The sequence below is a fragment of the Emticicia sp. 17c genome (genome assembly GCF_037153985.1).
GTDB lineage: Bacteria > Bacteroidota > Bacteroidia > Cytophagales > Spirosomataceae > Emticicia.
Window position 1 is genome coordinate 87,112 of sequence record NZ_JBBAYI010000003.1, and the last position, 19,710, is coordinate 106,821.

General features: G+C 40.9%; 15 protein-coding genes. 8 read left to right on the forward strand and 7 right to left on the reverse strand.

What is annotated here, in order from left to right:
- Positions 1-44: 44 nt before the first annotated feature.
- Positions 45-1,202, reverse strand: a complete 1,158-nt coding sequence (locus WAA15_RS08235; RefSeq protein ID WP_337042247.1) for a LacI family DNA-binding transcriptional regulator — start codon at positions 1,200-1,202, stop codon at positions 45-47.
- A gap of 303 nt (positions 1,203-1,505) precedes the next feature.
- On the opposite strand from WAA15_RS08235, the gene WAA15_RS08240 reads away from it, so the two are divergent.
- The 8 genes from WAA15_RS08240 to WAA15_RS08275 all read left to right on the forward strand — a co-directional run bounded on the left by WAA15_RS08240 (position 1,506) and on the right by WAA15_RS08275 (position 12,228).
- Positions 1,506-4,667: a SusC/RagA family TonB-linked outer membrane protein gene (locus tag WAA15_RS08240; RefSeq protein ID WP_337042248.1), complete on the forward strand. Its 3,162-nt coding sequence runs from the start codon at positions 1,506-1,508 to the stop codon at positions 4,665-4,667.
- Positions 4,668-4,679: 12 nt separating this feature from the next.
- On the forward strand, positions 4,680-6,233 hold the full coding sequence (locus WAA15_RS08245; RefSeq protein ID WP_337042249.1) for a SusD/RagB family nutrient-binding outer membrane lipoprotein: 1,554 nt from the start codon (positions 4,680-4,682) through the stop codon (positions 6,231-6,233).
- An 89-nt stretch (positions 6,234-6,322) separates the two neighbouring features.
- Complete coding sequence (locus WAA15_RS08250; RefSeq protein WP_337042250.1) at positions 6,323-7,258, forward strand: bile acid:sodium symporter family protein; 936 nt, start codon at positions 6,323-6,325, stop codon at positions 7,256-7,258.
- 49 nt (positions 7,259-7,307) lie between these two features.
- Positions 7,308-8,249 carry an RraA family protein gene (locus WAA15_RS08255; RefSeq protein WP_337042251.1) on the forward strand — a complete coding sequence of 314 codons (942 nt, stop codon included), beginning with the start codon at positions 7,308-7,310 and terminating at the stop codon, positions 8,247-8,249.
- 68 nt (positions 8,250-8,317) lie between these two features.
- Positions 8,318-9,592, forward strand: a complete 1,275-nt coding sequence (locus WAA15_RS08260; protein WP_337042252.1) for a mandelate racemase/muconate lactonizing enzyme family protein — start codon at positions 8,318-8,320, stop codon at positions 9,590-9,592.
- Between the two features lie 107 nt (positions 9,593-9,699).
- A complete protein-coding gene (locus tag WAA15_RS08265) occupies positions 9,700-10,530 on the forward strand; it encodes a fumarylacetoacetate hydrolase family protein (protein ID WP_337042253.1) in 831 nt (276 codons plus the stop codon).
- A gap of 129 nt (positions 10,531-10,659) precedes the next feature.
- The gene (locus WAA15_RS08270; RefSeq protein WP_337042254.1) at positions 10,660-11,763 is read left to right on the forward strand and encodes an endo-1,4-beta-xylanase; all 1,104 of its coding nucleotides are present in this window, start codon (positions 10,660-10,662) and stop codon (positions 11,761-11,763) included.
- 126 nt (positions 11,764-11,889) lie between these two features.
- The gene (locus WAA15_RS08275; RefSeq protein ID WP_337042255.1) at positions 11,890-12,228 is read left to right on the forward strand and encodes a hypothetical protein; all 339 of its coding nucleotides are present in this window, start codon (positions 11,890-11,892) and stop codon (positions 12,226-12,228) included.
- A gap of 49 nt (positions 12,229-12,277) precedes the next feature.
- Here WAA15_RS08275 and WAA15_RS08280 read toward each other — a convergent pair whose 3' ends face one another.
- The 6 genes from WAA15_RS08280 to WAA15_RS08305 are packed head-to-tail and all read right to left on the reverse strand — an operon-like array spanning position 12,278 to position 19,679.
- Positions 12,278-13,441 carry an aldose epimerase family protein gene (locus WAA15_RS08280; RefSeq protein ID WP_337042256.1) on the reverse strand — a complete coding sequence of 388 codons (1,164 nt, stop codon included), beginning with the start codon at positions 13,439-13,441 and terminating at the stop codon, positions 12,278-12,280.
- Between the two features lie 20 nt (positions 13,442-13,461).
- Positions 13,462-15,117, reverse strand: a complete 1,656-nt coding sequence (locus WAA15_RS08285; protein ID WP_337042257.1) for a sodium/sugar symporter — start codon at positions 15,115-15,117, stop codon at positions 13,462-13,464.
- A gap of 50 nt (positions 15,118-15,167) precedes the next feature.
- Entirely contained in the window at positions 15,168-15,824 is a 657-nt protein-coding gene (gene fsa, locus WAA15_RS08290) for a fructose-6-phosphate aldolase (protein ID WP_337042258.1), read from the reverse strand.
- A 33-nt stretch (positions 15,825-15,857) separates the two neighbouring features.
- Entirely contained in the window at positions 15,858-16,562 is a 705-nt protein-coding gene (locus WAA15_RS08295; RefSeq protein WP_337042259.1) for an L-ribulose-5-phosphate 4-epimerase, read from the reverse strand.
- On the reverse strand, positions 16,559-18,049 hold the full coding sequence (araA, locus tag WAA15_RS08300) for an L-arabinose isomerase (protein WP_337042260.1): 1,491 nt from the start codon (positions 18,047-18,049) through the stop codon (positions 16,559-16,561). The genes WAA15_RS08295 and araA overlap by 4 nt, the downstream gene beginning before the upstream one ends.
- Positions 18,042-19,679, reverse strand: a complete 1,638-nt coding sequence (locus tag WAA15_RS08305) for a ribulokinase (RefSeq protein ID WP_337042261.1) — start codon at positions 19,677-19,679, stop codon at positions 18,042-18,044. The genes araA and WAA15_RS08305 overlap by 8 nt, the downstream gene beginning before the upstream one ends.
- Positions 19,680-19,710 lie beyond the last annotated feature (31 nt).

The following is a 19,710-nucleotide window of genomic DNA, read 5'->3' on the forward strand; positions in this document are numbered from 1 at the left end:
AAGACATTGTTTTAAACTGCCCAATAAACGGTTTTCCAGTTTGTTTATTTAAGTACTCTGAGTGATGAATTTCTGACAATTAATTCTCCAGGAATAGATTTCGTACAAGATGGAAGCATATTTTTTTTGTCAATATTTTCAATGAGAAGGTTAATAGCAGCCTCGCCCACTTTAGTCGGAAAATGATGAAACACAGTCAAGGAGGGTTCAAAAAGCTCACAGAGGGTATCATCTCCGAAGCCAACAAAAGCCATTTCATCAGGAATTTTAATTTGTCTTTTCTTGGCTTCAACCATCATTTCTATGGCATTACGTGAGAGCATAGCAAAAACACCATCTGGTGGTTCTGGTAAATTAATAAAATACTCAAATACTCTAATACCATCATTTTTGTTCATTTCGGAGTAAACAATATACTGCTCATTCACCTTGATTCCATGTTTGTTCAATGCAGCCTTATAGCCTTCCAGCCGAATCTGTGAAATATAAAACTTTTCAGGCCCAAGCATGATACCAATTTTCCGACAACCCTGTAAAATCAAATGTTCAACCAAGTCGAAACTCCCTTTAAAATCTTCATGTATTACCTTTGGCGTATCCAGTTCATTGCAAACTCTGTCGAAGTGTACTATCGGTACATCCTTAGCCAGTACATATCTGATATGGTCGAAAGAGGTTGTCTCTTTTGAATGACTAATTAACAAGCCATCAACACGGCATGAAATGAGTGTTTCTGTATTTAAAATTTCAATAGCCTGAGACTCACTCGAATGGCAAACCATAATTCTATACCCTGTATCAACTGCAATCTGTTGCATTCTGGCTAAGGCGGTGGCAAAAAAAGGCAATTCTACATTCGGAATTACCACTCCTATGGTATTGGTCTTGCCTTTGTTAAGGCTTTGAGCTAATAAATTAGGTCTGTAATCTAAATCAATAGCTGCCTGTACCACTGCTTTTCTGGTAAAAGGGCTTATATCTGATTTACCATTTAATGCCCTTGAAACAGTAGAAGGAGCAATACCGAGATGTTTCGCCAAATCTACAATAGTAGTTTGGGTAGCCTTTTGAGTGGGTTTGGCATCGTCGTTTTCCAGAATAAAATTAAAATGGCACAGCTTACAATAAAATCGTTGCTTACCTCTTAAAAAACCCGACTTTATCACCCCATCTACCGAGTTACACTTGACACATTTCTGCATAGCTAATATTGTACTTTTTAAAGATTACCTGTCAATAATCAAATTGGTTAGAAAAACCCTTTCAGGAATGATTTTTCTTGAAAAAGTCTCTTTTTTAAAGATTTATCGACTAAAAACAGCCTAAAATCGCTTATCACAAACGTTTCTGATAGTTCTTGTTTAATAGTTGGTGTCAAGTTGACACTTTTTATTTGGAAATCAAAATACAGCGTATAGTTTCGGTAATATTATTTCTTCTATCAGCAGAAATTTTTAGCATTTCAATTACATAAAATTGTATTATTCAAATAAACTCTATACATCATGATGCAGAATTACCTATTAAAAAACACCTCTTTTAAGCAGAAACTACTAGTCATACTACTATTTCTGAGTCCGCTGTCAATACTGGCACAAGTCAGGTCAGTGAGCGGGCATGTAATAGGCGGAACCAACAAAGAATCTATGCCCGGCGTGGGTATTACAGTGAAAGGAACCCAACGGGGTACTACCACTGATGTAAACGGAAATTATAAAATTGATGCCTCTGCGGGAGAGACACTGGTTTTTAGTTTCATTGGGTATATAGCACAAGAAATCAAGGTTGGTAATAGCTCAACGATTGATGTAACACTACTGGAAGATACCCAAGCATTAGAAGAAGTAGTAGTAACAGCATTGGGTATAAAAAAGGAATCAAAAAAGTTAGGTTATGCAGCTGAGACTGTTAAAGTAAGTGAAATTCAACAGAACAGAACCATCAACGTAATGACCTCTCTTGAAGGCAAGATTGCTGGCTTAGATATTACCCCGCCCTCGGCAGGTGCTGGCTCAAGTACAAAAATTCGTTTGAGGGGCCAGTCGGCTTTTGCGGGTGCCAATAACTCACCATTGATTGTTATTAATGGGCTTCCGATGGACCAAGGCGCACGCGGGGCTAATGGCTTTGGCACGTCAACTGCCATGATGGATTTTGGCGATAATATGCAGCAGTTTAACCCCGACGATGTCGAAAGTATGACAGTACTGAAAGGAGCTACGGCAGCGGCCATCTATGGTTCAAGAGCAGCCAATGGTGCTATTATTATTACTACCAAAAGCGGCAATAAAAATTCAGGTATTGGTGTGGAGTACTCTTCCAATTATGCTTCAGATGAAGTGCTTGACTTTACCGACTTCCAATATGAATACGGACAAGGCCAAGCCGGTGTTCGCCCAACAACGCAAGGGCAGGCCGTTACAACAGGCCAGTTTGGCTGGGGTGCCAAATACGACGGGCAACCCACAATTCAGTTCGACGGCGTGGCAAGGCCCTACCTTCCACAAAAAAACCGGATAAAAAACTTTTACAGATCAGGTAGTGCCTTTACTAATACTATTGCGCTTTCGGGAGGCAACGGTACAGGTAGTTTCAGAGCTTCGTATTCTAATCAGGATGCTTTAGGTATTTCGCCTAATAACGATTATCACAAGAAAATTTTCAATGTGGGTATTAATCAAAGCATCGGAAAAAAACTAACCATGACATTCAATGTCAATTATACAAACGAAATAAATAATAATCCTCCGCAAGTAGGTGTTCAGGGCGTTGGCTCGCCCAATTTTCTGTACAGGTTATCTAACTCAATAGGACTTGATGTGCTGAAAGAAAAAGCGGTGGCCGATAATGGTACTGAAAGACAAACTTCAGGTTTTCAGACAACCCTCATCAACCCCTATTATATTATGCCACGGCAGTTTATAAAAAATAAACGAGACCGTTTTCTGAGTACTGCAACAGTTAAGTATGACATCTTTAAATGGCTATACTTGCAAGGCCGTGTAAATATGGACTATGGTGTTTCTTTCCTTGAACAAAACCTACCCACAGGCGTTGGAACTTCTACCCCCTTGAATCAGGCCGGAACAGGATACAATGGTACTTACGGAGTTAATACAAGTACTGGCCGCCAAATGAACATGGACTTTTTGCTGGCAGCTAATAAAGAATTTGGCGATTTTTCAGCAGACCTGAGTCTGGGTGGGAATATTTATACAAACCGTAACCGTACGTTCGACCAGAGTGTGACTGATTTTACTGTAAGAGACCTCTACTCTATCGAAAACGGTATTACCAAAGCTCAGACTTATGGTGTGTATAACGAAAGAGTAAATTCATTATATGGATTTGCCGAACTGGGTTATAAAGATATGATTTATCTGAATGTAACAGGCCGCAATGACTGGTTCTCGGTACTGAACCCTCAAAACAATAGCTCATTTTACCCGTCGGTAAGTGGTAGTTTCATTTTCTCAGAACTCATCAGAGATATTCCGTGGCTAAATTACGGTAAGTTACGGGCTTCTTATGCCGATGTTGGTAGTGCCAATGGTATTAATGCCTTTAGCGGATTACTTACTTACGGAATTTTACAAAATTCTTTCAATGGTAACCCTCTAGGTACTATTAATAATACTAATAGCCCGAATCCTCTTCTGCGCCCTTTCAGTGTAAGAGAAAAAGAGATTGGAATGGAGTTGAAGATGTTTAAAGGTCGTGTAAATCTTGATGTCTCTTATTATGACAAACAAACAAGAGACCAGATACTAACCGTTGTTGTATCTAACACCTCAGGGTACGACGGCACCCCTCTAAACCTTGGTTCGTTGCAAAACAGAGGCATGGAGTTTATGTTGGATGTTACCCCCGTTCAGACATCAAACTTTACTTGGAGAAGCTCCTTTAATACCGCTATCAATAATACAAAAGTACTAGCTCTGGCACCTAATACTAACAGGCTTATTGTAACCTCATTCGGTGGCAATGAGTTTATCGGAAGTCTGGTATATGAAGTAGGGCAACCATTAAACCAATTGGCTGCCAAAACATACAAAAGAAACAGCAAAGGCGAAATCATAGTAAACTCTAGTGGTAGGTTAGTGCAGAATGATGGCCCCGATGTGCTATTTGGCAGTGCGCTCCCTAAATTCACAGGGGGTTGGACCAACACTTTTACTTATAAAAGCCTAAGCCTTTTAGTACATATTGATTACAAAGCCGGAGGTAAAGTTTTATCTTCTACTGCACTTAATGGCCTAAGACAAGGGCATACAAAAGCCTCATTAGTGGGTAGAGAAGGTGGCGTAGTATTTCCGGCTGTATATGAAAATGGCGAAAAAAATACGACTGCTGTTGACCCACAAACCTTCTATACTGATTACAGAAATACTCAGATTGCAGACCCTTTTATATACAAATCTGACTTTATCAAACTCAGAAACATTACCCTGAGCTACGATGCCACAAGGTTTATTGGCAGCAAAGTCAAATTCATAAAAGGTCTGGCGGTTTCGGCCTCTTGCCGCAACGTATTCATTATCAAAAAATATATTGATGATTTAGACCCTGAGTCATTTGCTTCATCGGGCGACTTCAGAGTTGGCTATGAACAAACTTCTCTGCCTACAACCCGCACTTATGGAGTTAATCTAAATGTAAAATTCTAAAAACTTTAAAAAATGAATAAGATAGTATATAAAATATCTGTACTCTTTCTTCTGATTGTTCTGGCATCTTGTGATAAAGGATTTGAAATTGAGAATACAAATCCTTATGCCCTTACGAAGATAGACCCCGCGCTTTTGTTTACCAACGCCCAGAGAACTACCGATGCGGGTTTCTGGGAGGGCGAACAAACAATTGTTCAGCAATTTTTAAATGTCTACAATTCAGGCGCAACCTCGGGCTTCAACCTCAACGAAGACAACAACAACTTTAATATTCCTCGCTGGAATAACAGTTATCCGGGCCCAGTAAAATTGCTTGAACAGGTGCTAAGCCTGAGTAAGAATGACGCCTCTAAAAGTAATCTTTATAACATGGCTCGTATCTGGAAATCATACATTTTTATGACCCTTACAGATACCTACGGCGATGTACCGTACAGTCAGGCCGGAAAAGCCTATCTTGAAGGTATCTTCTACCCTAAATATGATGAAGACAAAGTAATTTATGAAGATATATATAATGAAATAAAATCGGCAACAGCTGCTCTTGACGCTTCTAAGGGAGGAGTAAAAGAAGATTTGTTTTTTGGAAAACTTTCGGCTACCGACCAGATAGATAAGTGGAAAAAAGTGGGCAATTCTTTACTTTTACGTATCGGGATGCGATATTCTAAAATTGACCAGAACAAGGCCAAAAGCATAGTTCAGGAGGCATTCAGAGGCGGGTTGATTCAAACAAACGCAGACAATCCTTACATCGTCTATAATGCTATCTATAACAATCCTCTTAATTCAGGGCCAAGAGGAACAAACCCTTATTTTTATTACTTGGCCGAGCCATTCGTTAATCAGCTTAAATCGACTAATGACCCACGTTTGAAATATGTCTCGGGCAAATACAGCGACCCTAATCAGGTTTTAGCACTTACGCCTGATACCACTTCGGCTAAACAATTTGGTCTTCCGGTCGGATATGACCAGACAACCATTCTGAAAAACCCTGATTACCGAGGGCCTCAAGGCACAGGACACAACTATTCTCAGTTAAATTATTCGGTTTTTGGTAGTGCAACTGCTCCAATCTTTTATGTAACCAATTCGCAGACCAAACTATTATTGGCAGAAGCTGCTCAAAGAGGCTGGTTAGCTGGGCTAACCAATGCCCTGAGTGCCAAAGAATATTATGAGGCAGGAGTTATAGCATCGATGGACGAATACATATTATACCCGAATGTACCTGCATCAGGTATTCCTGCATCAACCAAAGCTAGTTATCTGGCAAGCCCGCTTGTAAAATTCTCGGATGCCAAAGCACTTGAACTGATTAATACTCAATACTGGATAGCAAGTTTAGGAAATGGTGCTGAATCGTTCGCTAATTTCAGACGGAGCGGTTTTCCGGCTTTAAGCCCAAATAAATATAACAATAATTTACAGGGCGGATTTGTCAGACGTTTTGCCTATCCGAATGAAGAGTCGTCAAGAAACAACGAAAATTATCAGAAGGCAGTGAGCAGAATGGGTGCAGATAACCTTACCACCAGAGTGTTCTGGGATAAACAATAGTTACCACTCATCCCGAATATTTTGCAGGGTTAAGCAAAGCCTTAACCCTGTAATTCAATTGTTTCCTATCACTTTTCTAAAAGAAACGAATGAAATTAAAAGACTATTGGTATACTTTAAGTATCATTTTACTTGTAATTCTTGGCTATAATTTCCCTGATACGTTCAGTAGTGTTGGGGGAGTAAAACTTAATACATTTATCAAGCCTGTTTTACAGGTAATTATGTTAGGCATGGGGGCTACCATGACAGTCAAAGATTTTGCAGCCATTTTTAAATCTCCTAAAAAGGTATTGATAGGCTTAGTTTGCCAGTTTACCATTATGCCTTTTCTGGGGCTAGGCTTGTCAAAAGTTTTCAGTTTCCCACCCGAAATTGCCGCAGGTATTATTCTCATTGGTAGTAGTCCGAGTGGGCTTGCTTCAAACGTGATGGCATTAATGGCTAAGGCAAATGTAGCTTTATCTATTACCATTACTACAATTGCCACGCTGGTAGCTCCGGTAATGACCCCTTTCCTTATGAAATATCTGGGTGGTGGTTTCATAGAAGTCGAATTCTGGGCAATGTTCTGGGATATGGCACAAATGGTGCTTTTACCGATTATATTGGGATTGGTTATCAACAAAATAGTACCTAAGGTAGTAGCACGCTTCAAACATATATTGCCAGCATTTTCTATGCTAGGCATTGCATACATTATACTTATTGTTACAGCCAGTGGCGCTAATTCCCTCCGAACAGTGGGCTTATTACTTGTACTTGTGGTTATTATCCATAATATTTTTGGCTACACGCTTGGCTATTTATTTGCAAAAATGCTGAAACTGAAAGAAGACGATGCACGAGCGGTTTCTCTTGAAGTAGGGATGCAAAATGCAGGCTTAGCCTCGGCTTTGGCCAACGAAATGGGCCGTATTGCCACCGCAGGACTAGCACCGGCAATCTTTGGCCCAGTCATGAATATTACAGGGTCAATGCTGGCAAACTTCTGGAGTAAAAAACAACCTGCCAAGCAGCCATAAAAATAGCTAGTTTCTGAAAACCTCTTAAAACTATTCAATCAGACTCCCTATGAGAAAATTTTACCTGAGCATTTTGCTACTTTTTAGCTTATCAATGCTCCAAGCGCAACAAATCACAAAAGAATACCTGCTTCACCTGACCCGTGAATGGAAAGGAGAAAGATTTCCAGACGGAAGGCCCAAAGTAGATGATGCCATTCTGAAACGCATGAAAAAAGTAACATTGGAAGAGGCATGGGCTGTATTAAGAAACCATAATTACAGATACCAGTTTGAAGGCAACTGGCAAACCATAAACCCTGATTCTGTTCTGGTTGGTAGGGCTGTTACAGCCATTTTTACACCCGGAAGGCCAGATATCCAGACCGCCATCGACGATAAAGGCCATGAGAAAGACGGGCGTATCAAATCTCAGAATGCGTGGCCTATTGATTTACTCATTAAAGGCGATGTATATGTAGTTGACCAGTTTAATGCCTATGAAGATGGCCCAACAATTGGCGACAACCTCGGTAATTCAATTTATGCCAAAACAGGTAACGGAATTGTTTATAACGGGGCTGTCAGAGATTTAAGCGGTCTGAAAGAAATAGGCGGATTTACCTCTTTTTACAAAAGTTATCATCCATCGCATCATTTAAATGAACCCAAAAGGGCTTTAAATACTACATTGGTGGGCATTAATCAACCTACCCGCATTGGTGCAGCCACTGTGATGCCCGGTGATATTGTTCTGGGCAGAGACGGCGGTGTCATATTTATTCCTCCGCATCTGGCCGAGGAAGTAGTAAAAGTATCTGAAGTAGTGAGACTGCGCGATATGTTTGGCCACCAGAGGTTACGTGAACAAAAGTATACGCCGGGGCAGATTGATACCCGATGGTCAGACGAAATTGAAAAAGATTTTTCGCAATGGCTCCGCGAGCATATCAACAACCTACCCGTTGACCCTGCACAGATTCAGGAAATCTTAAAGCAAAGAACTTGGTAGGCATTAATACAACACAATTTTATTTTATTCAATCAGGGGGTAAATCCTCCCAAAACCTATATAATTAAGTGAACAGAAGAAATTTTTTCCAGAAAGCAGCCGTAAGTTCTGCTTTGGCTGCCACCTCATTTTCAACATTTGGCAATGAATATATCAATGCCGTTGACAAAGCCCCTAAAAGTTCGGCCCCTTCTGATTTAAAAATAACCGACATCAAGGCCGGATACATCCGCGGTGGGCATAGCTTATTTGTTAAAATCTATACTAATCAGGGCATTATAGGGCATGGCGAAGGAGTTGATGCCACGCCTGGCACTTATCATCTTGTTAAATCAATGGGCCGCAGAATTCAAGGACAAAATCCTTTGAACGTACATCGGTTATTTGAGTCTATCAGGAAATCAGGTTTTTTTGAAGGTGCGCAGTCAGGAATGTTTGTGGCTGTACTGACGGCCATCGAAACAGCCCTATGGGACATTGCAGGTAAAGCACTGGGCGTACCCGTTTACCAGCTTTTAGGTGGAAAATTCAGAGATACCATACGGGTTTACATGGATACCGCCCTTTATCAGAATCAGTTACCTAAACCCGAAGACTTTGCAAAAGCTGCCCGCGAAGCCGTAGATATGGGCTTTACGGCTGTTAAATTTGACTTAGATCAAGGCAATGACCCTAACAAATATGACCGTTTCAACTGGACAGCCAGCCCTGCCGAACTACAACGTATGTACGACCAAATGGCGGCTGCCAGAAAAGAAGTAGGTCCTAAAATTGATATATGTGCCGATATGCACGGCCGATATGATGCAACTACTGGTGAAAGAGCTGCAAAAATGCTAGAACCCCTCGGTTTAATGTGGCTTGAAGAACCCATTCCGGCCGAAAATACCGATGCCTACAAAAAAATAGCGGCTTCTACTTCAACACCTATTTGCGCTGGCGAAAATCATTACCTTGCTTATGGGTTCAGGCCCTTGCTTGAGAGCGGGGCCGTAGATATTATTATGCCCGATTTACAAAAATGTGGTGGCCTTGGAGAAGGACAGCGGATTGCCAATCTGGCAAACCTGTACTACGTACCGTTTGCACCGCACATGGTGGCGTCGTATCTGGGAGCAATGGCGTGTGCACACGTGTGTGCTTCTGTACCTAACTTTATGATTATGGAATGGCAGATATATTTCCATAAAGACCCGATGTTTAAAGAGATAGTTACCTTTAAAGGAGATATGGTTGAAAAAAATGGCTTCATCCGTGTACGTGACGAACCCGGAATCGGCGTAGAAATCAACGAAGAAGGAATGAAAAAATATGCCGCACCCGGTGTACCTTTCTTTGAATAAAACCACTCAAACCTTGAAGGATATAATAACTATGACATCCTTTTTTCTGGGTATTATATCCTTCAAAACACTTTAATTATTCCAATTTATACGCTTGTTATCCAATAATGAAAATTTATAATACAACACTTGGCCCTTACCTTGAACACAATAGCAGTTTTTATGCTTACGATGACCTGAGCTTTGATTCGCTGATTAACCAACCTAATCTGTATCAGTTTCTTCATGACACTGTTACACACAAAGTAGCCCAAAAAGATTTTAGCTTAGACGAGATACTGTTACCCCCTATTGTTTCACAGGAAGTGTGGGCATCGGGCGTAACGTATCTCCGTAGCAAGAATGCCCGAATGGAAGAATCAAAAGATGCTGGTGGCGGAGATTTTTATGACAGGGTTTATGCCGCAGACCGCCCCGAAATATTCTTTAAAGCAACTGCTGCACGCACTGTGGGGCATACACAAGGTGTAAAAATCAGACGAGATTCAAAATGGAATGTACCAGAACCTGAACTAACACTCTTCGTGAACTCGAAAGGTGACATTGCAGGCTATACCATCGGCAACGATATGAGTTCGAGAGATATTGAAGGAGAAAACCCGTTGTATCTGCCACAGGCTAAATCGTACGATAAAAGTGCGGCCATTGGCCCTTGTATATTGGTACTACCCCAACCTATTGCCAAAGAAACCGAAATCAGGCTTTTGATTGAACGTGAAGGGGTAGGTGTATTTTCACAGGCAACGCATTTGAGCCAGATGAAGAGGGAGTTTGCCGAACTTGTCAGATACCTGACCTTTGATTGCAGCTTTCCGCATGGATGTTTTTTAATGACAGGCACGGGCATTGTGCCGCCTGATAGCTTTTCGTTAATAAAAGGTGATACCATACACATTACGATTGACCCAATAGGCACTTTAATCAATACCGTAGAATAAAAAGCCAGAATTACTTGATAATTATAGTTTTGTTTCGCAAATTAATCTAACGTCTGTAAATTATAGACGTTAGATTCCATTCTAAACAAATAGCAAATGTATAGTTAATCTTAAAATCACGATTATTACATGAAAATAAAGACATTTATTCTTCTTGGCTGGGGAGTATTATTATTCTCAAACTTTACTTATCAAGGTCAAGATAGTGAGGCACTGTCGTTGAAAGAAGCCTTCAAAAATGATTTTGCCATCGGCACAGCACTTAATTCATGGCAGATTGAAGAACGGAATCCGGCTGTGAACGAACTCATCATACAAAACTTTAATGTGGCTACTCCAGAAAATGTAATGAAATCGGCACTATTACACCCTAAATGGGATACTTACGATTTCAGAATGGGTGATAAACTGGTAGAGTATGGCAACAAGCATCATATTAAAATAAATGGACACACGCTCATCTGGCATAGCCAGTTACCAGCCTTTATCCGGCAGATTCAGAGTAAAGATTCAATCAGAACTTTCTTTACCGACCATATTAAAACCGTTGCCGGGCACTACAAAGGGCAAGTTTTTTCTTGGGATGTAGTCAATGAAGCACTTAACGAAGACGGAACCCTAAGAAACTCAGTGTTTCTTCAAAAACTAGGCGAAGACTACATAACCGAGGCTTTTCGTCTGGCGCAAGAAGCTACTCCAAACACTGAATTATATTATAATGACTACAACAACGAGCAACCAGCCAAACGAGCAGGGTGTATTAATCTTGTTAAAAAAATTAAAAATGCAGGTGTTCGGATTGACGGCGTAGGTATACAAGGGCATTGGCATCTTGGTAAAGTTCCGCTGAAAGATATTGAAGAGAGCATTCTTCAGTATTCGGCATTAGGGGTAAAAGTAATGATAACCGAATTGGATATTGAAGTACTTCCACGAAACTTTCAAGGGGCTGATGTTAATCAACGATTAGCCAATACAAGTGAGTCAAACCCATATACGAACGGTTTACCTGATACAGTTCAGCAACAACTAGCCAATGACTACGAAGCATTATTCAAGTTGCTACTGAAACATAAAGATAAGGTCTCAAGGGTAACTTTCTGGGGAGTCACCGATGCTGATAGTTGGCTAAACAACTGGCCGATTCGCGGCAGAACCAATTATCCGTTGCTATTTGACAGAAACAACCAACCCAAACCCGCCTATTTTAAAGTAATCGGGTTAAAACAGTGAGCCTGAACAATAATGTACATTTGTGTTTTTCGCTCAAAGGAGTTAAGACTCATCTCAAGGCGTTCAAAACAAACGCTCAACCTTTAATTCATATTTACTTAATTATTCAATCAAAATTTATTCGTTATGAAACAGTTTTTAATGTTATTGTTGCTTTTAGGCACATTTACCGCTTTTGCCCAAAATCCGATTGATGGCAATTGGAAAGGTTCCCGCGAGACCCCTAATGGAACCTTTGAAATAAATTACACCTTCAAGGTAGAAGGTAATGAACTGAAAGGAATCTGGAAAACACAGTTTGGCGAAACCAAAATTGAGAACGGAAAGGTTGATGGGAAAAAGTTTTCTTATAGCATTTCGTTTAATGACATGACTATCAACAGCACAGGCGAATTAGTTAATGACAATGAAATTATTATTAAAAACGAAAGAGGTGAAATGAAATTAACAAGAGTAAAGGAATAGAATAGAGCAAAAAATAAAACCCTTATGCTTTATAAGGGTTTTTATTTTTTTATTTTGATGAAAACTTATAAACCGTAGTAGTCTGGTAGGTTTCACCAGGTTTGAGAACCGTAGTCGGGAATTTTGGCTGATTCGGCGAATCAGGATAATGCTCTGTTTCTAAACAAAAACCCGTGCGGAACTTGGCCGGAATGCCTCCTTTTCCTATCACAGAACCATCCAGAAAGTTTCCTGTATAAAATTGAATAGCTGGTTCGGTTGTTAATACCTCCATCAAACGACCCGAAGTTGCTTCATATACAGAAGCTACATTTTTAAGTTGATTGCCCGAATCGGTAAATACCCAACAATGGTCATAACCTTTACCATATTTAATCTGAATATCTTTAGTATCATTGATTCTTTCTCCGATTTTATGTGTCGTAGTAAAATCGAATGGTGTACCTGCAACCGCTTTTAACTCTCCGGTCGGAATCAGCGTTTCATTAACTGGCACAAATTTATCGGCCTGTAAAGTAAGTTCATGGTCCAGAATCTCTTTATTTGCATCACCTGTCAGGTTAAAATATGTATGATTCGTCAGATTCACCACAGTAGCTTTATCGGTAGTTGCTTTATAATCAATTTTTAAAGAATTATCTTTTTGAAGCGTATAAACTACTTCTACTTCCAACTTACCGGGGTATCCTTCTTCCCCATCGGCCGACGTATAATTAAGTTTTAGCTGTGGTTCTTCTCCATCTATGGGTGTGGCTGTCCAGAGTACTTTATCAAATCCTTTTTTACCTCCATGCAACGCATTTACTCCGTTATTCTGTGCCAGACTATACTCTTTCCCGTCTAAAGTAAATTTACCTTTAGCAATACGGTTGCCATATCGCCCAACCAAAGCTCCAAAGTAAGGCACGCCTTTCAGGTACCCACTGAGCGAATCACAAGCCAGCGTTACGTTTTCGTATTTACCATTTTTATTAGGGGCAGTCAGGCTTGTAATAGTACCACCGTAGTTGGTAATTTTCACCTCCATACCATTAGCATTATGCAAGGTATAAAGGTCGGCAACTGTACCATCAGGTAGCTTTCCGAAAGCCACTTTTTCGATTTTATTTACTTTTAAAGAGTCGGATGCCTGCGTACTGTCTGAGTTTTTTGAGGTACAACTCTGCATTATGGCTACACCACAAAGAATTACACCGAGGGTTTTTAAGTTCATAATTGTAGTTTGAATAGATTTTACCAGAAAATTGTATAAATAATTGTAAATATAGCTAATACTACCAATGCTCCAATAGCAAAAGGTGTTTCAACTTTAAACCACTCTTTTTTAACCTCAAAGGCATTTTCCTGAATTTTGCCTTTTCCTGAAATTAAACTCACTACAATATGAGCTAAGGAACAAATCCAGAACACAACACCCATACGATTCATGAACGGAAATTCAGGATACAGCCTCTCAATAATGGCCGATAACACAATACTTAGTACGGCGGCAGTTAATGCTCCGTTCGCTGTTGCTTTTTTCCAGAAGAAACCAAGCACAAATATACTTAGAATACCCGGCGAAACATAGCCAGTATATACTTGAATATACTCAAATGCCTGACCGAAATTTGCCAGCAGCGGGCTTACAATCAAGGCAATAATAAAAGCAATGATAATAACTACGCGGCCTGTCCAGACGGTTTGTTTTTCAGATAGATTCTTATTGAAGAATTTTTTATGGATATCTAACACATATATTGTCGAAATACTATTGGCTTTACCAGCCAATGAGGCAACAATGGCTGCCGTAAGCGCAGCAAAAGCCAGCCCTTTTAAACCCACAGGTAACAAGTTTAACAACACCGGATAGGCATTATCAGGTTTTACGATTCCGTTTTGTGTGATTCCGTTTACAATTGAAGCATCGGCGTTTTCCTGAAAAATTACATAGGCAGCCAAACCCGGAAGAACCACAATAAATGGCATTAACATTTTCATGAAAGCCGCAAATAAAACACCATTCCGTGCCGTCGAAATATCAGCACCTAAAGCGCGCTGTGTAATGTATTGGTTACAGCCAAAATAGTTCAGGTTATTTACCCACTGCCCACCAATAATAAACATCATAATACCCGGCACCTGACGATACGCATCAATGAATCCTCCTTTTCCATCATGCACCTGATACTGGTTGGGCTTGAAAATCATGTGCAGATGCCCCTCGGCTTTTTGTGCAATAAGGTTTATGCCTTCAAACACACCAGACCCCGTTCCTACTTTATTCGAAAGTAGTTCGAGTGCCAGATAAGTGGTTGCCAAGCCGCCGAAAATCAAGCAAACTACCTGAATAACATCTGTATAACCAATGACTTTCATTCCGCCTAAAGTAATAATTACCGCAAATGTGGTCAGGAAAATAGCGCAAGTCATAAAACTAAAACCTGTCATTTTTTCTAAACTAAGCCCCCCAAGATAGATAATAGAGGTAAGATTGACGAAGATGTATAGAAAAAGCCAGAAAACCGCCATAATTGTCGACAAGCGTCCGTCATAGCGTTTAGCCAGAAATTGCGGCATTGTAAAAATCTTGTTATTGAGGTACATAGGCAGGAAATAAACCGCCACAATCAATAAAGAAACCCCACCCAAAAGCTCATAAACCGAAATGGCTATACCTAACTGAAATGCCTGCCCGCTCATTCCGATAAACTGTTCAGCCGAAATATTCGAGGCGATAATAGACGCCCCTATTGCCCACCATGTAAGTGAGCCTTCTGCAAGAAAAAAATCTTTACTATCGGCCGATTGCTTGCCTTTGTTTTTATAAATCCAGTACCCGTAAGATGAAACAATAATAAAATAAACCAGAAAGATGAAATAATCGAGGGTTTCGAGTCCGAGTGTCATTTAGTTAGATGTATTAAGGTTGAATAAGTTAAGCAAACAGGCGTAGAATATTAGCCATTTACTTTTTTGTAGTCGGCCAAAAACTTCTCTAAACCTATGTCGGTTAAGGGGTGCTTTAACAAAGCGGTAATAGCACTCAAAGGGCCGGTCATGACATCAGAGCCAATTTCAGCACATTTAATAATGTGCATAGGATGACGAACAGAAGCAGCTAATATTTCGGTTTCATAACCGTAATTGTCAAATATAAGTCGGATTTGCTGAATTAGTTCTAAACCATCAACAGAAATATCATCGAGCCTTCCGATAAAAGGCGAAACATAAGTAGCTCCGGCTTTTGCTGCCAATAGTGCCTGACCTGCCGAAAACACTAGGGTGCAATTGGTACGAATACCTTTTTCGCTGAAATATTTAATAGCCTTTATTCCGTCTTTTATCATAGGAACTTTCACAACAATATTAGGGTGTATTTCGGCCAGTTCCTCCCCTTCCTTGATGATTCCTTCATAATCAGTCGAAATTACTTCTGCTGATATAGGGCCATCTACAATTTCACAAATAGTGCGGTAGTGATTCAGGATATTTTCATGGCCTGAAATGCCCTCCTTTGCCATCAGTGAAGGATTTGTAGTTACACCATCAAGCACGCCTAAATCGGTGGCTTCCTGAATTTCAGATAAATTAGCTGTATCAATAAAGAATTTCATGAGTTTAAAGTTTAAAGTAAAGAATATATCAGTTCAATACCCTTGCCCATAGTAAGCATTTTTACCATGTTTACGCTCATAGTGTTTCATGCGTAAGGTATCTTTTATTCTGGGGGTATTGGGGTTTATTTGCAAAGTAAGTAGGGCCATTCGGGCTACTTCTTCCAGAACGGCGGCATTATAAACCGATTTTTCAGCATTTTTACCCCACGTAAATGGTCCATGATTTTGTAATAAAACCATTTCTACTTCCTGAGGCGATAAACCTTTGGCCTTAAATACATCGAATATCTGATTGCCCGTTTCAAACTCATAATCTCCCTGAATCATTTCGTCGGTCAAGACGGGCGCACACGGAATATCCCGATGCGTATGGTCGGCATGAGTAGTGCCAAAAATCGGAATGTCTAACCCCGCTTGCGCCCATGCTACCGCATAGGTACTATGGGTGTGGGTAATGCCGCCAATCTTTTCCCAGTTTTTATAAAGTTGGGCGTGTGTTTTGGTATCTGACGAAGGGCGAAGTTTTCCTTCGACAAGTCTGGCGTTATAGTCTACTATCACAATATCATCGGCTTTTAGCGACTCGTAAGGCACACCACTGGGTTTTATAGCAAAAACAGCGTTTGCCCTGTCGATGGCACTTACATTACCAAAAGTGAACAAAACCAAATTTAGCTTTGGAAGCATCATATTAGCTTCGTAGCATTCTTCTTTTAATGATTTATATGCGCTCATGAGTAGAATACTTCGTTTATTTTAAGTTCATTCTTTAAGCTTCTGATAGTTGTGGTTGTATCAATTACTACCAACTCGGTATTAAGCATATCGGCCAAATCTTCGATATACTCTGTGGTAAGGTTCTGGCTATATACGGTATGATGCGCCCCTCCTGCCAGAATCCAAGCTTCAAGACCAATTTTCATGTCTGGCTGTGGTTTCCATAAAGCACGGGCAGTGGGTAATTTCTGAAAAGACTCTGTTACTTCTACGGCTTCAACTTCATTGACAATCAGGCGGAAACGGTTTCCTAAATCAACCAACGACACGTTCAAAGCTGGCCCAGCGGCTGCATTAAAAACTAGCCGAACGGGGTCTTCTTTACCGCCAATTCCTAAAGGATGCACCTCACATTTTACTTTACCTGCTGCAATTGATGGGCAGATTTCAAGCATGTGAGACCCCAACACCAAAGTATTGTTTGGCTTGAAATGATAGGTATAATCTTCCATGAAAGTATTTCCACCTTTCATGCCGCTTGCCATTAGTTTCATAATATGTACCATTGCCGATGTTTTCCAGTCTCCTTCACCCCCATAGCCATATCCGGCAGCCATCATACGTTGCGAGCCTATACCCGGTAATTGGCGCATACCATGTAAATCTTCAAAAGTGTTGGTATAGGCCGAATAAGCTCCCTCTTTCATGAATGCCTTCAGGCCCAGTTCAATGCGGGCCGCTTCGATTAACGAATCGCGCCTTTCACCATTTTTTTTCAACGAGGGCATTAACTCATAAGAATCTTCGTACTCCTGAATAAGTTGCCCAATTTCGGCATCAGAAATCTGGTTAATTACTTGTACCAAGTCGCCTACGGCGTGGGTATTGACCGAAAAACCAAATTTCATTTCGGCCGCTACTTTATCACCATCAGTTACGGCCACCTGACGCATATTGTCGCCAAAACGGACTATTTTCATATTTTGCATCTGGTATCGGCCTACCGCAACGCGAGCCCAGATATTAATTTTTTCATGTACTGAAACATCTTGCCAGTGGCCTACAATTACTTTTCTGTTCAAACGCATTTTCGACACGATATGCCCAAACTCCCTGTCGCCATGTGCCGACTGGTTCAGATTCATGAAGTCCATGTCTATGGTATCGAATGGGATGTCCCGATTAAACTGGGTATGCAGGTGTAAAATAGGGACTTGCAAGGCATTTAGCCCACGAATCCACATTTTAGCAGGCGAGAATGTATGCATCCAAGTAATGATACCCACACAATTAGGCGTATTATTAGCCTCTTTGCAAATAGCAAGTATTTCGTCTGGTGTTTTTACAACAGGCTTAAATACTATTTTTACAGGAATGGCGGGTGCGTTATTGAGCGCACCTGCTATAATTTGAGAATGTTCATCGACTTGTCGAAGGGTTTCTTCTCCGTATAAATGCTGGCTACCCGTAACGAACCAAACTTCAAAGGATTTTAGATTAAGCATTGTTTTCTATGGATTTTCCTAAACGCTGATATTTTTTATAAAGCTTCTGATAAACTTCTACATACTCGGGGCGGGGTTCGTATCGGGCATCAAAGCCTGAACCCATTGCTTTCTGAGCTTCAAATAAATTAGGATGCGCACCCGCTGCCACTGAGGCATTCATGGCTGCTCCCAAAGCACAGGCTTGGTCTGAACTAGCTACTTTTATAGGCATATTTAGCACATCGCAAAGCGTTTGCATGACAAATGATGATTTCTTGGCAACTCCACCAATGGCAATTACTTGCCTGATTGGAACCCCTTCTTCAATAAATCTATCAACAATGGCTTTCGACCCAAAAGCGGTTGCTTCAACAATCATTTTAAAAAGTTTTATGGCGTCTGTTCCCAGATTCAAGCTCATAAAAGCAGCCTTTAGGGCGTGGTTGGCATCAGGTGTACGTCGGCCGTTTATCCAGTCGGTAGCTACGGGGTCGTTGTCGCTTACTGGCAAGAGAGCTGCTTGTGCTGACAAATACGGAATGAGTTTATGTGCAAGCTCGTCAGCGGCTTTCTCGCCTAGTAGTTCCCGTACAGGTTCGGTAATGAGTCGTTGAAACCATGCGTAATAATCGCCATAAGCTGACTGCCCTGCTTCCATTCCGAGCATACCCGGCATAATTGAGCCATCTACTTGCCCACAGATACCCTTAATAAGCAAATGGCCGATTTCTTCATTAGGGGCAATGAGCATATCGCAAGTAGAGGTTCCCATAACCCTCACAAAGTCATAAGGTTCTATTTCGGCACCTACGGCACCCATGTGGCAGTCGAAAGCACCTACGCCAATAACAACATTTGTCGAAAGCCCCAGTTTTTCAGCCCATTCGGCTGAAATTTTGCCCATTGCATTATCAGAGGTATATGTATTTCTGAAAAGCCTGTTGCGCAAGCCTGCCAAAAGGGGGTCGAGTCGGGTCAGAAATTCTTCAGAAGGAAGCCCTTCAAATTCTTCATGCCACATGGCTTTATGCCCTGCTGCACACCGCGAACGCTTCATTGTAAGTGGATTGGTATTACCTGTAAGGACTGCCGAAATCCAGTCGCAATGCTCTACCCATGAAAATGCTTTTTCACGAATGCTTGTATCAGCCCTGAGCGTATGGAGTATCTTAGCCCAGAACCACTCTGATGAGTATATACCGCCTACGTATTTGGTAAAGTCGGTATCCCACCGATGGGCCAGATTATTGATTTCCTCGGCTTCGGCATTGGCGGTGTGGTCTTTCCAAAGGATAAACATACCATTAGGATTTTCGGCAAATTCCGGAAGCATAGCCAGAGGGGTTCCGTTTATATCAACTGCCACAGGCGTTGAACCTGTGGTGTCTATCGATATTCCTACAATATTTTGTCTGATTTCTTCCGAAACATTTGCTAAAGCTCCTTTAATAGCACTTTCGATACTTTCGAGATAGTCGAGTGGATGCTGACGAAACTGGGCAATTGAGGGATTGCAATACTTGCCACTTTGCCAACGCTTGTAATATTCTACGGCAGTACCTAAGCATTCTCCATTGGCGGTATTCACTAATAATGCCCGAACGGAATCGGTACCGAAATCGACTCCTAATGTAAATTGTTGCTCCATTAATTTATGTGTTAAAATGACACATTTCGTT

Coding starts and splice junctions, on each gene's coding strand:
- WAA15_RS08295 (WP_337042259.1), bottom strand. CDS start 16,562: ATGAGCGCATATAAATCATTAAAAGAAGAATGCTACGAAGCTAATATG.
- WAA15_RS08270 (WP_337042254.1), top strand. CDS start 10,660: ATGAAAATAAAGACATTTATTCTTCTTGGCTGGGGAGTATTATTATTC.
- WAA15_RS08240 (WP_337042248.1), top strand. CDS start 1,506: ATGATGCAGAATTACCTATTAAAAAACACCTCTTTTAAGCAGAAACTA.
- WAA15_RS08245 (WP_337042249.1), top strand. CDS start 4,680: ATGAATAAGATAGTATATAAAATATCTGTACTCTTTCTTCTGATTGTT.
- WAA15_RS08265 (WP_337042253.1), top strand. CDS start 9,700: ATGAAAATTTATAATACAACACTTGGCCCTTACCTTGAACACAATAGC.
- WAA15_RS08275 (WP_337042255.1), top strand. CDS start 11,890: ATGAAACAGTTTTTAATGTTATTGTTGCTTTTAGGCACATTTACCGCT.
- fsa (WP_337042258.1), bottom strand. CDS start 15,824: ATGAAATTCTTTATTGATACAGCTAATTTATCTGAAATTCAGGAAGCC.
- WAA15_RS08280 (WP_337042256.1), bottom strand. CDS start 13,441: ATGAACTTAAAAACCCTCGGTGTAATTCTTTGTGGTGTAGCCATAATG.
- WAA15_RS08250 (WP_337042250.1), top strand. CDS start 6,323: ATGAAATTAAAAGACTATTGGTATACTTTAAGTATCATTTTACTTGTA.
- WAA15_RS08235 (WP_337042247.1), bottom strand. CDS start 1,202: ATGCAGAAATGTGTCAAGTGTAACTCGGTAGATGGGGTGATAAAGTCG.
- WAA15_RS08285 (WP_337042257.1), bottom strand. CDS start 15,117: ATGACACTCGGACTCGAAACCCTCGATTATTTCATCTTTCTGGTTTAT.
- WAA15_RS08255 (WP_337042251.1), top strand. CDS start 7,308: ATGAGAAAATTTTACCTGAGCATTTTGCTACTTTTTAGCTTATCAATG.
- WAA15_RS08305 (WP_337042261.1), bottom strand. CDS start 19,679: ATGGAGCAACAATTTACATTAGGAGTCGATTTCGGTACCGATTCCGTT.
- araA (WP_337042260.1), bottom strand. CDS start 18,049: ATGCTTAATCTAAAATCCTTTGAAGTTTGGTTCGTTACGGGTAGCCAG.